Origin of the sequence: Salegentibacter sp. BDJ18, assembly GCF_017579965.1 — a bacterium.
In the GTDB taxonomy this organism is placed as follows: Bacteria; Bacteroidota; Bacteroidia; order Flavobacteriales; family Flavobacteriaceae; genus Salegentibacter.
The window spans coordinates 97958-113686 of record NZ_JAFLQX010000021.1 but is presented as its reverse complement, the minus strand read 5'-3'; the positions used below and the strand labels follow the sequence as shown (position 1 = coordinate 113686).

General features: G+C 35.8%; 16 protein-coding genes. All 16 read left to right on the top strand.

From position 1 onward, the window contains the following. Nucleotides 1-14 precede the first annotated feature (14 nt). The 16 genes from fabG (at nucleotide 15) to J0871_RS12035 (ending at nucleotide 15728) form a co-directional block, all read left to right on the top strand. Nucleotides 15-746, top strand: coding sequence for a 3-oxoacyl-ACP reductase FabG (gene fabG, locus J0871_RS12110; RefSeq protein WP_208225572.1), 732 nt, complete (start codon nucleotides 15-17; stop codon nucleotides 744-746). Nucleotides 747-749: 3 nt separating this feature from the next. Next, nucleotides 750-1628: a lipid A biosynthesis acyltransferase gene (locus J0871_RS12105; RefSeq protein ID WP_208225570.1), complete on the top strand. Its 879-nt coding sequence runs from the start codon at nucleotides 750-752 to the stop codon at nucleotides 1626-1628. A gap of 12 nt (nucleotides 1629-1640) precedes the next feature. After that, a complete protein-coding gene (locus J0871_RS12100; protein WP_075326915.1) occupies nucleotides 1641-2090 on the top strand; it encodes a hypothetical protein in 450 nt (149 codons plus the stop codon). A gap of 1 nt (nucleotide 2091) precedes the next feature. Further along, on the top strand, nucleotides 2092-2511 hold the full coding sequence (locus J0871_RS12095; protein WP_093302737.1) for a thioesterase family protein: 420 nt from the start codon (nucleotides 2092-2094) through the stop codon (nucleotides 2509-2511). Continuing rightward, nucleotides 2511-3653 carry a beta-ketoacyl synthase N-terminal-like domain-containing protein gene (locus J0871_RS12090; protein WP_208225568.1) on the top strand — a complete coding sequence of 381 codons (1143 nt, stop codon included), beginning with the start codon at nucleotides 2511-2513 and terminating at the stop codon, nucleotides 3651-3653. Before J0871_RS12095 ends, J0871_RS12090 begins: the two co-directional genes overlap by 1 nt. 1 nt (nucleotide 3654) lies before the next feature. Continuing rightward, nucleotides 3655-4275, top strand: coding sequence for a hypothetical protein (locus tag J0871_RS12085; protein ID WP_075326913.1), 621 nt, complete (start codon nucleotides 3655-3657; stop codon nucleotides 4273-4275). Continuing rightward, the gene (locus tag J0871_RS12080; RefSeq protein ID WP_075326912.1) at nucleotides 4250-4507 is read left to right on the top strand and encodes a phosphopantetheine-binding protein; all 258 of its coding nucleotides are present in this window, start codon (nucleotides 4250-4252) and stop codon (nucleotides 4505-4507) included. The genes J0871_RS12085 and J0871_RS12080 overlap by 26 nt, the downstream gene beginning before the upstream one ends. Before the next feature lie 3 nt (nucleotides 4508-4510). Further along, on the top strand, nucleotides 4511-5701 hold the full coding sequence (locus J0871_RS12075; RefSeq protein ID WP_208225566.1) for a beta-ketoacyl-[acyl-carrier-protein] synthase family protein: 1191 nt from the start codon (nucleotides 4511-4513) through the stop codon (nucleotides 5699-5701). Then, on the top strand, nucleotides 5691-6755 hold the full coding sequence (locus tag J0871_RS12070) for a beta-ketoacyl synthase chain length factor (RefSeq protein WP_075326910.1): 1065 nt from the start codon (nucleotides 5691-5693) through the stop codon (nucleotides 6753-6755). Before J0871_RS12075 ends, J0871_RS12070 begins: the two co-directional genes overlap by 11 nt. Next, nucleotides 6745-7515, top strand: a complete 771-nt coding sequence (locus J0871_RS12065; RefSeq protein WP_075326909.1) for a polysaccharide deacetylase family protein — start codon at nucleotides 6745-6747, stop codon at nucleotides 7513-7515. The genes J0871_RS12070 and J0871_RS12065 overlap by 11 nt, the downstream gene beginning before the upstream one ends. Continuing rightward, nucleotides 7502-8122, top strand: coding sequence for an outer membrane lipoprotein carrier protein LolA (locus J0871_RS12060; RefSeq protein ID WP_075326908.1), 621 nt, complete (start codon nucleotides 7502-7504; stop codon nucleotides 8120-8122). Before J0871_RS12065 ends, J0871_RS12060 begins: the two co-directional genes overlap by 14 nt. Before the next feature lie 70 nt (nucleotides 8123-8192). Continuing rightward, nucleotides 8193-8564 (top strand): hydroxymyristoyl-ACP dehydratase, encoded by a 372-nt coding sequence (locus J0871_RS12055; RefSeq protein ID WP_075326907.1) that lies wholly within the window; start codon nucleotides 8193-8195, stop codon nucleotides 8562-8564. A 60-nt stretch (nucleotides 8565-8624) separates the two neighbouring features. Further along, nucleotides 8625-9824, top strand: coding sequence for a DUF2062 domain-containing protein (locus J0871_RS12050; protein WP_208225564.1), 1200 nt, complete (start codon nucleotides 8625-8627; stop codon nucleotides 9822-9824). Further along, nucleotides 9825-12800 carry an MMPL family transporter gene (locus J0871_RS12045; RefSeq protein ID WP_208225562.1) on the top strand — a complete coding sequence of 992 codons (2976 nt, stop codon included), beginning with the start codon at nucleotides 9825-9827 and terminating at the stop codon, nucleotides 12798-12800. Next, the gene (locus J0871_RS12040) at nucleotides 12801-14471 is read left to right on the top strand and encodes a C45 family peptidase (RefSeq protein WP_208225561.1); all 1671 of its coding nucleotides are present in this window, start codon (nucleotides 12801-12803) and stop codon (nucleotides 14469-14471) included. It begins immediately after the preceding gene. Next, nucleotides 14472-15728: an AMP-binding protein gene (locus J0871_RS12035; RefSeq protein WP_208225559.1), complete on the top strand. Its 1257-nt coding sequence runs from the start codon at nucleotides 14472-14474 to the stop codon at nucleotides 15726-15728. It begins immediately after the preceding gene. Nucleotide 15729 lies beyond the last annotated feature (1 nt).

The following is a 15729-nucleotide window of genomic DNA, read 5'->3' as shown; positions in this document are numbered from 1 at the left end:
AAACCTAAGATTAAATGAAATACGCCCTCATCACCGGTGCTTCTCGTGGAATTGGAAAAGCTATTGCTTTAAAAATAGCCCAGGAATTGCAGTATAATATTTTACTGAATTACCAATCCAATGCCGAAGCTGCGGAATCTACCAAAAAACTAATTGAGGCTGAAGGCGTAAACTGTAATTTGCTGCAGTTTGATGTGGCTGATGCTGAAAGAACTTCTAAAGCGCTTGAATATTTCAATAAAGATAATCCGGAAGCAGAAATTGGAATCATTGTAAATAATGCCGGGATAAACCGCGACGGACTTTTTATGTGGATGAAACCTGAAGACTGGCATTCGGTAATCAACACTAGCTTAAACGGTTTTTACAATGTTACCCAGCCTCTATTAAAAGATATGCTGAAAAGGCGCTATGGTAGAATTATCAATATTGTTTCACTTTCCGGATTAAAAGGCAATGCCGGCCAGGTAAATTATTCGGCGGCAAAAGGAGCGGTGGTCGCTGCCACGAAAGCTCTGGCGCAGGAAATTGGTAAAAGAAAAGTTACTGTAAATGCTGTAGCGCCCGGTTTTATCACTTCAGACATGACAGCCGATTTTGATGAAAATGAACTTAAAAAATTGATTCCCTTAAATCGTTTTGGCGAAGCCGAGGAAGTAGCCGATTTGGTGAGTTTTCTCGCTTCAAAGAAAGCTTCTTACATTACCGGTGAAGTCATTAATATTAACGGCGGACTCTATTCATAAATTATGTCTAATTGGAAAGGACAATCGCGTGGTACCGTTCTGGGATTAAGGATCTACGTTTTTATAATTAAAACTTTCGGGCTTGATGCTTCTTATTTTGTCCTTCTTTTTGTAGCTTTTTACTTTATTTTCTTCGCTTTTAATTCTACTAAAAGTGTTTATTATTTATTTCGAAAAAGATTAGGTTTTTTAAAAATTAAAGCGGCTTTAAATGTTTATAAAAGCTATTTTACCTTCGGAAGAATTCAATTAGATCGCGTGGCTATAGCTTCTGGATTAAAACATAAATATAGCTTTGAATTTGATGGGATTCAGAATATCCAAAACTTACTTCAACAGAAAAAAGGAGGAATTTTACTTACCGCTCACATTGGAAATTTTAATCTTGCAAAACATTTTTTTGATGAAACCAACAATCATCATATTGTAAACCTGGTGGTAACCGATTTAGAGCACGAGGAAATTAAAGACTACCTGGATTCGGTTACAGGGAAATCGGCTATAAAACTCATTGTTTTAAAAGAAGATCTTTCCCATATTTTTGAGATGAACCGTGCACTTCAAAACAACGAGCTCCTGGTTTTTGCCGCAGACCGGTATACCGAAAATGCTAAGACTTTTACTCAAGATTTTATGGGAAAACCAGTGAAATTTCCGCAGGGACCATTTAAATTAGCGGCCCGTAATGAAATTCCTGTATTATTTGTACATATTATGCGAGAGAAGAATTTTCATTATCATTTTTATGCCAGGCCTTATAATCCTGAGAATAATGATGCGAAAAATCTATTAAAAGCTTATCTTGAAAACCTGGAAATTATGCTAAAAAAGTATCCGCATCAATGGTATAATTATTACGATTACTGGAACGATTTCAGCTAAAAAAAACAGCTTATGGCAGAAAATTTACTCAAAGAACCAATTAGAGAATTAGACCGAATTCTGCAGTTAATTCCACAAAAACCTCCATTTGTTATGGTAGACAGTTTATTGGAATACACCGATAAGACCGGCACTACCGGGTTCACCATACCTATGGATAATATTTTGGTGGAAGATGCCATTTTTTCTGAACCGGGTCTTATTGAGCATATGGCCCAAAGTATGTCGCTTTGGCGTGGTTACGAAGGATTTTTAAGCGGACTGGATAAACCAAAAACCGGTTTTATTGGCGCTATTAAAGCTGTTGAAATCCTTGAACTTCCAAAAGCTGGAACTAAATTAGTCACGTACGTAGAAATCCTTCAGGAGTTTATGAATGTAACTTCGGTTGGTGCACGTACTTTTGATGAAGAAGGAAAGCTTTTAGCCACTTCAGAAATGAAAACTGTTACTGTAGATTAATATGCTGGAGAAATCCTTAACCACCATTACAAAATTAAGAGTCCGTTTTCACGAGTGTGATCCGTTGCAAATTGTATGGCACGGCAACTATCTAAAATATTTCGAAGAAGGTCGTGAAGATTTTGGCCGCGAACACGGTATTTCTTACTTAGATGCTCAAACTAAAGGTTTTTCCACACCAATTGTAAAATCTATTTGCGAACACAAATTGCCTTTAAAATATAGCGATTCGTTTCAGGTGGAAACCACTTTTATAAATTCTGAAGCTGCAAAAATAAATTTCAGTTATAAAATTTTTAAAGGGGAAGACCTGATTTGCACCGGAGAAACGCTACAGGTTTTTCTGGATGAAAACCGGAAATTGATATTAAATAATCCGCCGTTTTTCTTAGATTGGAAAAAGAAAATGAAGCTGCTTTAATGAAGAAACTCTACCTGTTAGAAGATGCGATTATTTCTCCATTGGGATTTTCTACCAAAGAAAATATCCAGGCCATTCGTGAGGGAAAGTCGGGTTTAAAATTTCAGAAACCAGAATTTACCGAAAACCAATTTTTTGCCGGAATTATTGATGAAACACTATTAAACCAGGTTTTTTCAGAAATTGGAGCTATTGAAAAGTTTACCAAACTGGAAAAAATGATCCTGCTGGCAGTAAAGCAGCTCCTGGACAAAAATAAAAACCTGGATTTAACAGAAACTGCGCTAATTCTTACAACCACCAAAGGAAACATAAACCTTTTAAAAGAACCTGGCGATTTTCCTGAAAGTCGTTTAAAATTAAGTAAATTGGGTAAAATTGTTGCTAATTTTTTCGGTTTTAAGCAAACACCCATAATTCTTTCCAACGCCTGTATTTCCGGAGGATTAGGCCTTGCAGTGGCAAGAAGGTTGGGGAATTCTGAAAAATTTACAAATGCCATAGTTGTTGGAGCGGATTTGGTGAGTGATTTTGTGATCTCGGGTTTTAATTCATTCCAGGCTTTAAGCACTGAAGCCTGCAAACCTTTTTCAAAAGAACGGGACGGGATTAGCCTTGGAGAAGCCGCAGCAGCTATCATGGTAAGTACTGAAAAGCCCGAGATTTCAAATGTTATCAGTTTGATTGGTGATGCTTCTGCGAATGATGCCAACCATATTTCGGGGCCTTCGCGGACCGGGGAGGGTTTATATATAAGCATTCAAAAAGCGCTAAAAGATGCATCAATTTCCGCAGAAAAAGTCGGGCTTTTATCGGCACACGGCACGGCTACGGTATATAATGACGAGATGGAAAGTATTGCATTTCATAGATCTGGTTTGCAGGAAGTGCCAATTCATAGCTTAAAAGGTTTTTATGGGCATACTTTGGGCGCTTCAGCTTTATTAGAAAGTATTATAACCAAACATTCGATGCTGAATAATGAATTAATTGCTTCTAAAAATTTCGGCGAATTGGGAGTTTCGAAGTCTTTAAATATTATTCAAAGTAATAAACACAAAGAAATCTATTATGCCCTAAAAACCGCGTCGGGATTTGGCGGATGTAACCTGGCTTTGGTTTTTAAAGCAGAAAAAGAATAAAATGTCAAATCAATTTTACATACAGGATTGGGTAAAGATTAAAAACGGTGAAATTTTTAATTCAGGAAAATTGATTTTTGAATCTACAGAAAAGGAACTTAATCTTTTTCTAAAGGAATGCTATGAATTTTTAGAAATAAAGTATCCTAAATTTCACAAAATGGACGGACTGTCAAAATTGGGAATTTTGGGTTCAGAAATTATTTTCAGAAAAAATAAACCCACAAAAGATACCGCCCTGGTAATCTCAAACAATGCTTCCAGCCTGGAAACCGATAAGCAATTTCAGGAAAGCACAAAAACTTTTGCGTCGCCTGCGTTGTTTGTTTATACACTTCCAAATATAGTTTTAGGTGAAATAAGTATTAAATATAAATTGCAAAGTGAAAATGCCTTTTTTATTTCAGAAGATTTTAATGCCGGCCTGCTAAAAGATTATTCAGAATCCCTGTTATCTTCAGAAAAAACTTCCAGGGTGCTTTGTGGTTGGTTAGACTTGCAAAATGGCGAATATGATGTATTTTTGTGCCTGGTTTCAAAGGAAAAAAACATTCCATTTTCTGAAGAAAGCCTCAAAAAATTATATTGCGCTGAAAATGACAAACCTACACACCGAACTTAAAGAAAGCATCATCGAGCAACTTAACCTGGAAGATATGGAACCTGCCGATATAAGCAACGACGAACCGCTTTTTGGCGATGGTCTTGGCCTGGATTCTATAGATGCATTGGAGCTTATTGTGCTTTTGGAAAAAGATTATGGGATAAAACTCACCGATCCAGCTCAGGGAAAAGAAATTTTTGTCTCCATAAACCAAATGGCTCAATTTATTGAAGAAAACCGAACTAAATAATTTATGAATAAAAGTGTTGCCGTTACCGGAATGGGGATTATCTCTGCGATTGGCAACAACACTGCGGCAAATTATAATTCTTTAATTTCAGGAAAGCACGGTATTTCTACTCCTGAAGTTCTAAAAACAATTTATAAGCATTTGCCTGTGGGGGAAATAAAAATTTCTAACGAAAGCATTGCTAAAAAATTAAACCTTCCGGAAAATCATAGTTATACACGGGCTGCTTTATTAGGAGCGTTGGCCGTGAAAGAAGCCATATTCCAGGCTAATCTTAAATTAGATGGAGATACTGGTTTTATTTCGGGCACCAGCGTTGGGGGAATGGATGCTACTGAAACCTATTTCAAAGATTTTTCAGAAGGGAAAACTGATAATAACCGATTTATTCGTGCGCAGCATCCCGGTTTTACTACGGAAAAGATCGCGGAGTATTTTGAAGTTAACGGGTTTGTAAGTACAATAAGTACCGCCTGTTCTTCTGGAGCTAATGCGATAATGCTGGGCGCTAGAATGATTAAAACCGGAAAGCTGAAACGGGTAATTGTTGGCGGAACAGACTGTCTCACAAAATTTACACTTAACGGATTTAACTCTTTAATGATTCTATCTAATGAACAATGCAAACCTTTTGATGAAAACCGTAAAGGATTAAATTTAGGCGAAGGCGCTGCCTATTTAGTTTTAGAAGCTGAAGAGGAAATTAATGGTAAACCGGTTTTAGGGCGAATTTCAGGATATGGTAATGCTAACGATGCATTTCACCAAACTGCGTCTTCAGAAAATGGGGAAGGAGCTTTTTTAGCTATGCAAAAAGCTTTAAAAACTGCGGGAATTCCTGTCGAAAAAATTAATTATATAAATGCCCACGGTACCGCAACCAAAAATAATGATAAGGCTGAAAGTGCAGCTCTGGAGAGAATTTTTAGCAATAAACTTCCAGATTTTAGTTCAACAAAAGCTTTTACCGGGCATACTTTAGCAGCAGCGGGAGCTTTGGAAGCGGTTTATAGCTTGTTAGCAATTCAAAATGAACAGGTATTTCCAAACCTTAATTTTTCTAATCCAATGCTAAATCCTGGGTTTATACCGGTGACTAATTTGAAGGAAAAACCTATAGATTACGTGTTATCAAACTCTTTTGGCTTCGGGGGAAATTGTACTTCTTTAATTTTTAGTAAAAATGGGATATAAGATCTATATAAATGGGATTGGGAGTATTTCTGCTCAGGAGGAAGATTTATTTTCCAGAGGATCTGCAACTATTTATCGGGAGAACATTTTTCCTGCAATTTCCCCAAATTATAAAGAATTTATAAAACCTATGGCTTTAAGGCGAATGTCTAAAGCCATAAAAATGGGAGTTACTTCAGCCAAAATTGCTTTAAAAGAAGCCAAAGTTGAAGTTCCCGGTGCAATTATTACCGGAACAGGCGAAGGCTGCAAACAGGATACCGAGAAATTCCTGGAAAATCTGCTCGATTTGGACGAGAAATTATTGACTCCAACTTCTTTTATCCAATCTACCCACAACACGATTGGGGGGCAAATAGCCTTAAATTTAGGATGTAAAAATTATAATGTGACTTACACCCAAAATTCGGTTTCCCTGGAAACTGCTTTGCTGGATGCCCAAATGCAGTTCAATGAAAATCCTGAAATTGGTTCAATATTAGCTGGAGGAGTAGATGAGATTTCAGAAAAAATCACTTCATTTCAAAAACTTGATGGTCAGTTAAAACTGAATCCCATTAAAAATCTTGATCTACTGAGGGAAGATTCTACTGGTACGATTACTTCAGAAGGTGCACATTTTTTTGTCCTTTCTAAAGAAAAGAAGGAAAATACTTATGCTGAATTTCAAAGTGTTTCTATAAAAAATGTGATTAAACCTGAAACTATTATTAATGAAATTGAAAATTTTCTGGCAAAAAACAACCTGAATAGTACAGCTATAGATGCAGTTATTTTAGGAAAAAATGGAGATAATAGGTACGATTATTTTTATAAAAATCTTCAAAGAAAATTGTTGAAAAATAAACCTCAGTTAGCTTATAAGCATCTTGTGGGCGACTTTGATACGGCGTCGGGATATGCAGTTTTTGTGGCTGCTAAAATTCTAAAAACTAGTAAGATTCCTGCAATTTTAAAGCTAAACAATGTTGATTGTAAAATCCCGAAACATATTCTTATTTACAATCAGTATCTTGGCAGGGATCACAGTTTAATGCTACTTAGTGCGGTTTAAAATTATAAATACGGTTATTATCTTTCTGCTTTGCGGAGCTTTGGTACTGACTTTCTTCGGTCTCACCTCATTTTGGTATGTCTTAACTTTTATTATTCTCTACCTGCTTTTTTTACTTACCGTCTCAACGAATGTTAGGTTCAATTTCTTTGTAAACTCTATTAGTGAAAATCGAAATATTATAAATAAACAAGTAGCGATAACTTTTGATGATGGCCCGGTGGAAAATACACTGGAAATTCTAAAGGTTTTAAAGAAATATGAGGTAAAAGCCGGGTTTTTCTGTATTGGAAAGCATATAGAAGCACAACCTGAAATTTTCAGAAAAATTATTGAAGAAAATCATTTGGTTGGCAATCATACATATAGTCATACCCGTAAAATGGGAGCTTTACCCGTTTCTACCCTGGTGCGTGAAATAGAAGAATGTAATAGAATTGCCGAAGAAACCGCCGGGATAAAAATGAATCTTTTTAGATCGCCTTTCGGAATTGTAAGTCCCAAAACGCAAAAAGCTCTTCAAAAAACAGGAATGCAATCTATAGGCTGGAGCATTAGGTCTTTTGATGCGGTACTTTCTTCAGAAGAAATTATTCTGAATAGAATTAAAAAAAGGCTTAAACCGGGAGCGGTAATCCTTTTGCACGATAATAATGCTAAAACCGTCAATATACTGGAACAGTTGTTGCTATTTTTGAAAAATAATCAATATGAGGTTGTAAGACCTGATAAATTATTGGAAATCAATGCGTATTCTTAATATTCTAATTTTATTTCTAAGTCTGAATTTAGCGGCACAGGAGGAGCTTTCTAAAGATGAAATATCTCAATTTCAGGAGGAAATGATGACTAAAGCTAACGAGCTCACCACTCTGGAAGCCGACTTTATACAAACCAAAAAGATTGAAATGATCACAGAAGAATCTGTGAGCCGCGGCAAACTTTATTATCAAAACCCTGAAAAATTAAAATGGGAATACGCAGAGCCACAAGATTATGTAATTCTTTTTGTAGAAGGTGAACTTCATATAAATGACGCAGGTGATAAAAGCGTGAGAAACACCGGCTCTAACAAGCTTTTTGATAAAATTGCCAAACTTATTACAGGAAGTGTTAACGGGAAATTGCTTCAGGATAATGAGAATTTTGATATTTCCTATAGTCGCGAAAACAATTTGATTGCTGCTTTAATAATTCCGAAGGATAAAAACTTAAAAGCAATGTTTGCTGAAATCCACTTATCCTTTAATGAAAAAAATATCGTTGAAAAAGTTGATTTGCGGGAAGAAGCAGGAGATATGACGACTATTGAGTTTAGTAATATTAAAATTAACCGCGAAATACCTGCTAGCCTTTTTGAACCATAAAATGTTTATGAAAGGTAAAATACCTGAATTTTTCTGTGTAATTTAGTAAGACAACAATACCAGCCAATACATGTTATTAAAGAATTTTTATTCAGTTTTAAATTCTTCCGAAGAAAACGGGAAGCAGCTTACCCAGATAAAAATTAATAAAGATCACGAGATTTACGAGGGCCATTTTCCAGGTAGGCCGGTAACTCCGGGTGTTATTTTAATGAATTTATTCAAAGAAGAAGCAGAGCGAAGATGTGGATGTAAACTTCAGTTTAAAAAAGGTAATAACGTAAAATTTATGGCCGTGGTAGATCCAAATACCGATGCGGTACTAAACCTTGAAACAGAAATTACAGAAGAAAATCAGGAAATAAAACTTAAAGGTATAGCTAAGAATTCTGAAGGTATTTCTTTGAAAATCAACTCTCTTTATAAAAAAGTTGAATCTTAAGCTTTTAGGAGTTTGTGCTTTACTTTTTAATTTTACTTTTGCAATTAAAGCCATTTTAATTTGAACCAAGAACCCATACACCAGTCCAGATTTGAAGCTTTAAATTGTTGTATCCTAATTCCTACATACAACAATGAAAAAAGCCTGGCCAGCGTTTTACAGGATCTATTGTTGTACACCTCTAATCTTTTGGTAGTAAATGATGGTTCTACCGATGCTACGGAAGAAATTCTGAAAGAATTTTCTGAAATAAATGTGCATCATTTTGAAGAAAACAGGGGGAAGGGAGAAGCTTTAAAACACGGATTCAAAATTGCGGAAGAACTTGGTTACGAATATGCAATAACCATAGATTCAGACGGGCAGCATTATCCTGACGATCTGGATGTTTTTTTAAGTCATTTAGAAGAAAAAAGTCCCGATTCTGAAATTTTACTGGTTGGAGATCGCAATATGGGACAGGATGGAATTCCCGGAAAAAGTACCACCGGAAATAAATTTTCTAACTTCTGGTTTTTAGTGGTAACCGGCACCCAATTAACCGACACGCAAAGCGGCTACAGGCTTTACCCTTTAAAGGTAATAAACCAAATTAAGCTGTATACCAGTAAGTTTGAATTGGAGATTGAGATTATAGTAAAAGCCGCCTGGCGTAAAGTGAAGGTAAGAAATGTCCCTATTAAGGTTTTTTATGAAGAAAACCGTGTAACACACTTCCGGCCGTTTTGGGATATTACCAGGATCACACTGCTCTACATTTGGTTTGTTTTGGTGAGTTTTTTCTATATCCACCCTCGCGATACTTACCAGGATTTTAGAAAGAAAGGCTTTAAGCGTTTTTGGAAAGAAAATATAATTAAAAGTCAGGAGCCTGCGCATAAAAAAGCTGCAGCGATTGCCCTGGGTGTATTTGTGGGAATTTTACCGTTTTGGGGTTTACATACTTTGCTTGTTTTTAGTTTAGCTGCAATGTTTAAGCTCAATAAAGTTGTAGCATTTTTATTCAGTAATATTAGTATTCCGCCGCTTATTCCTTTTATAATTTATGCGAGTTACCAGGCAGGATCTTTATTAACCGGCCGCGGATTTGCCTGGGAATTAAGACCTGAAGATTTTGATTCTACTGCCGATATTTTCCTTGGATTATGGCAGTATATAATTGGTAGTTTTGCGCTGGCAGGAATTGCCGCTGTACTGCTTTGGATTGTCTTTTATTTCTTATTTTCGGTAAGAAACCAAAAACAGGTGGTAAAACCTTAAATGCACAATTTTTTCCTAAAGCTTTATTATTTTTTTAGAAGACTAAAGGCTGTTGGTTTTTTGTTACTGCTGCTATTTGTGTTTGCCGGCGGATATTTTTCTTTTAAGATTCAACTGGAAGAAGATATTACCAAACTAATTCCTTCAGGGAAAAAGCAGGATGCTTTGCGCAAGGTTTTGGATAATACCGAGTTTTCAGATAAACTAATTATTGCGATTTCTTCGGAAGACAAAAATCCGGAAGAACTTACTGGTTATGCCAATAAACTCACTGATTCTTTAGATAAAAAACTCCCGGAATATATTACCAAAATCCAGGGTAAAATTCCGGAAGAAGGAATTTTGGAAGTTTATGATTTTGTTTATCAAAATCTACCATTATTTCTTAATTCACAGGATTATGAAGAAATAAATGCGCGACTTCGGGAAGACAGCATTCAGGAAAGATTGGAAAGCTCTTACAGAGACTTAATTTCCCCAACCGGATTTATAACAAAGCAATTTCTCTTTAAAGATCCGCTTTCTTTAACCAACCTGGGATTGGAGAAATTACAGGAACTACAGGTAGACGATAATTTTAAAATTTACAATAATTACCTGGTTACAAAAGATGAAAAACATTTACTGCTCTTTATCACACCTACATATACGGCTTCTGAAACCAAAAATAATCAGATTTTTATTGAGAGATTAGACAAAATTATTTCTGAATTAAATGGAAATCCAGAGGTAAAAGCTGAATATTTTGGAGGAGTTCTATACGCCATTGCCAATGCAAAACAAATAAAAAGCGATATTCAGCTTACGCTTAGTATTGCTTTTTCTATTTTACTAATCCTTCTAATCTTATTTTACCGGAGGTTTTACGTACCATTATTGCTTTTTCTTCCTAGTCTATTGGGCGCTTTGTCAGCAATTACTTTGCTATATTTTATCAATGGAAGTGTTTCAGCAATTTCTTTAGGAATAGGTGCAATTTTACTGGGAATAAGCCTCGATTATGCGTTGCATATACTCACCCATTTTAGAAATAATGCAGATGTAAGAATTCTATATAAAGAAGTGAGCAGACCTATTTTAATGAGCAGCTTTACTACGGCTATCGCATTTTTGTGTTTGCTTTTCCTGGAAAGTGAAGCTTTGAATGATTTGGGGATCTTTGCTGCTGTGAGTGTAATCACGGCTTCAGTATTTTCTTTAATTCTTATTCCGCAGTTCTACAAGCCGCCTAAAAACAAGCAAAAAGTTAAAAACAACTGGATAGATAAGCTCGCATCTCAGCGATTTTACAATCATAAATTTTTAGTCGGATTTGTATTATTGCTTTTTCTCTGTGGATTATTCTTCTTTACAAAAGTCGAGTTTAATGAAGATATTTCCCAACTTAATTTTGAGCCGGAAGCCCTACAGCAAACCGAAGAAAAAATTAAGCAGATTGCAGGTGAAGCTGCTAATACCACTTATTTAGTTTCCTTCGGGAACGATATAGAGGAAGCTCTTTCCAGAAATAACGAGCTTTACCAGGACCTTAAAAAACTGGAAAAAACAGGTGAAATTAAAAGTTTTAGCAGTATTGGCGGGGTAGTGCTTTCTACTGATAAACAAACCGAAAGAATAGCAACCTGGGAAGAGTTTTGGACAGATGCTAAAAAAGAAAACCTAAAAAATACTCTTATAAACGAATCTGCCGAACTTGGCTTTAAAGCAGAAAGTTTTAACCGGTTTTACGAGCAATTGAATAAGGACTTTGATGGTATATTTCTGGACGATTATCGTGATGTTTCCACTCTTTATTTAGATGATTTTATAAATAATAATCCGGGGTTTTCCACGGTGACCAGTACGCTAAGTTTTGAAGAAAATAATCCTGAGATATTACAGGAACTTGAAGAAAAAGAGGGCATTATTGCTATAGACCGAAAGCAAATGAATGAGGATTTCCTTGGGGATTTAAAGAGCGAATTTAACCAACTTATTTTATTCTCTCTAATTGCTGTTTTTATTGTTTTACTCGTTTTTTACCGGAATTTGTTGCTTAGTTTACTCACTTTATTGCCCATTGCCATAACCTGGATCATCGCTTTGGGCATAATGGCCGTTTTAGGCATAGAATTCAATATTCTAAATATTATAATTTCCACCTTTATTTTCGGGCTCGGGCTGGATTACAGTATTTTTATCACCAACGCCTGCTTAAAGGAATACGAGACAGGGAAACCTGCTTTAAAAACTTACCAGGCTTCCATTTTGCTTTCGGTAATTACTACTTTACTGGGCATAGGCGCGCTGGTTTTCGCCAAACACCCGGCTCTCCAATCGGTTTCTGTGGTTTCTGTGATTGGAGTTCTAACCGCGGTTTTGGTGGCTTTTGTAATTCAAACAAAATTATTCGATCTTTTATTTTTCCGAAGAAAATTGTTGCAGAAAGCTCCTTTTAGCTTCTATGCTCTGTTTAAAAAATCAGGGAGTAAAGAGCAACTTTACTTAAAAAATGCTGTTTTGGGGAATTACAGGTATAAATCTGTGTATCCATTTGCTAAAAAGGAATTTACCCAAAATCGGGAACGATTTTTAAAGGTTGCCGCCTATATAAATCCAAGTGAAAAAATATTTATGCTGAATTCCTCTTACGGGATTCTCCCTGTATTTTTAAGTCTGAAAAATTTTGAAAATGAATTCTTTGTTTTAGATATAAATAAAGAAAATAGAAAAATTTCCAAAAACACTGCTCAAAGTAATGCTGAGAATATTACTTTTCGCAAATCCTGGCCAGAAGATTTAAAAGAATATCCGGTTTATATAATTAGTGAAAAACCTTCAGAAGAAATCGCTTCAGTATTAAAAGAAAATATTTTCCGCTACGCCAAACAAGTGATTATTTTAACTTCAGAATACGAGAACCGGTGGCTTATCGATTTAAATTTTGAGATTATTTATCGACAAAACAATATCCTGGTTTTAAAAAGAATGGATTAAATGAAGTTACTTTTTATTAAAATATCTATTGTTTTTGGGATTTTGTTCCTCCTAAATGCCTGCGGAGTAAAGCGATCCATGGAAGACCGGCCAGATATTACCGGAATAGAAAAAATAGATACTACCAGAACCAAGATAAGCGACAATCATTATCGTGTAGGGAAGAATTCCCTTTATAAAAATAAACATGGAATTTGGGAACTTTATATTGAAGGCGACGCGCTGGAACGTGGCGTTATTAGCGGAAGCTTAACCCGGGAGTTGATGCATAAACAGGAAACTGCCTTTATGGAGAAAATCTATGAGTTGGTTCCTGAAACCGGTTACCGTAATTTCTTAGAAAAAACAGTCGCCTGGTTTAACCGAAAAATGTATTTGCACGTTCCGGAAGAGTATAAACAGGAAATTTATGGCACCTCACTTTTTGGATTGGAAAAGTACAATGATTTTGCCCCGGCTTATGTGCGTATGCTCTATTTCCATGGAGCACACGATATTGGTCACGCCTTGCAGGATCTAATGCTGGTAGGTTGTACTTCTTTTGCAGCCTGGGATGATAAAACAGAAGATGGGCAATTGCTTTTAGGCAGGAATTTCGATTTCTATGCGGGAGATGAGTTTGCTGAAGAAAAAATTGCAGCCTTCGTGAATCCCGACAAAGGACATAAGTTTATGATGTATACCTGGGCGGGAATGATTGGCTCAGTGAGTGGTTTAAATGAAAAGGGAATAAGTGTAACCATAAATGCCGGGAAAAGTAAAATTCCAATGCAGGCGAAAACTCCAATTAGTCTGGTTGCCCGTGAAATTCTTCAATATGCCTCCTCAACTGCAGAAGCGGTAGAGATCGCTAAAAAGCGTGAAGTTTTTGTTTCGGAATCTATTATGGTGGGCAGTGCTAAAGAGCGTAAGGCGATCTTAATTGAAGTAGCGCCGGGGAATTTTGGAGTTTATAAGGTTGAAAATTCTAATGAATTAGTGTGCAGCAACCATTTTCAAAGTGAAGCTTATACGGAAGATAACCGAAACTTAAAAACAATAGCGGAAAGTCATACGCAATACCGATTTGATAAAATGCAAGAACTGCTTTCTAAAAAAGAGAAATTAAACCCGAAAAAAGCTGCTGAAATATTAAGAAATAAAGAAGGTTTGGAAGGTACTAACCTGGGAATGGGAAATGAAATGGCCATAAATCAGTTGCTTGCCCACCACGGCATTATTTTTAAACCTGAAGAAAATAAAGTTTGGATATCGGCTAATCCTTATCAATTGGGTGCTTTTGTAGCCTATGATTTAGATGTAGCTTTTAAAAAGTTTGAAGCCGGAAATGTTTCCGGCAGTGTTATGTTTGCTGAAGAAACCATTGCAGAAGATCCTTTTGTAAATTCTAAAGCTTATAAGGATTACGAAAAATACCGAAAATTAAATGGGAAAATCATTGAAGCCATTTCTAAAGAACAAGAAGTTTCAGAAGATAAAATTAAGCAATTAAAAAACCTAAATCCTCATTTCTGGAAAGCATATAAAATTGCCGGTGATTACTATTTTCAGCAAAAAGAATTTAAAAAAGCGGTGATCAATTATAAGCAGGCGAAAAGGAGGGAAGTGACCACTTTACCGGACGAAGTATACTTAGACAAAATGATTAAAAAATCTTACCGCAAAATCTAAATGACTAATTTCTACGTTATAAATATAAATGAAGAATTGCTGAAAAAACAGCTAAGTTACGCTGTGGCAAATTCTCCTTTTTATAAAAAGCGTTTTACAGATTGCAAAATTGATATAAAAGGAATTCAATCTTATGAGGAATTCAGAAAGATCCCGATTACTACCAAAGAGGATTTACAACTTGATAACGCAGAATTTATTGCGGTTAGAAAAGATGAAATTATAGATTATGTAACTACTTCAGGGACGCTTGGGAATCCGGTTAGTTTTGCTTTAAATGACGTCGACTTAGATAGACTTGCCGAAAATGAACGCCAGTCTTTTGAAATGGTAGGAGTCAGGAAATCTAGCGTGGTGCAACTCACTACGACTTTAGATCGCAGATTTATGGCAGGGATGGCTTATTTCATGGGATTACGAAAACTGGGCGCCGGAATTGTAAGAACGGGCAGTGGATTACCCGGTTTGCAGTGGGAATCTATAGAACGATTTCAACCTGATTTTTTAGTTGCAGTTCCATCATTTTTGTTGAAGATGATTGATTTTGCTAACCAAAATGGAATAGATTATAAAAACTCTTCAATTAAAGCTGCTGTTTGTATTGGTGAACCTTTGCGAAACCCAGATTTCAGTTTGAATTCTTTAGGACAAAAATTAAAAGATTTGTGGGATATAGAGTTATTTTCTACCTACGCCAGTACCGAAATGGGTACCGCTTTTACCGAGTGTGAATTCCATAAGGGCAATCATAGCTTGCCCGATTTGATCTTTTCGGAAGTTTTAGATGAAAATCAAAATCCTGTTGAACCTGGTAAAATTGGTGAATTAGTGGTTACGCCTTTACAAACCCAAACTATGCCTTTAATGAGATTTGCAACGGGAGATATGGTAAAATTCTACGGTGAAAATTGTGATTGCGGTAGAAAGTCAATGAGAATTAGCACACCTGTTGGGCGTAAAAAGCAAATGATAAAACTGAAAGGAACTACCCTTTATCCGCAGCAAATCATCAATTTACTAACGGCTTTTCAACCTCTTAAAATATTTGTTATTGAAGCAAGTTTAAATGAGAATCAAACTGATGAAATCCTGATTAGGATTCCGAATGATTTTACTGAAACTAGTAAGCTTCAGGAGCATTTACAGGCTGGATTAAAAGTGAAAGTAGCTCTAGAAAAAACTTCCGTAGAAAAAATTGAAAAAATGAAGTTCCCTAAAGAAAGCAGGAAACCAAAACTTTTCCACGATTATCGCTAAA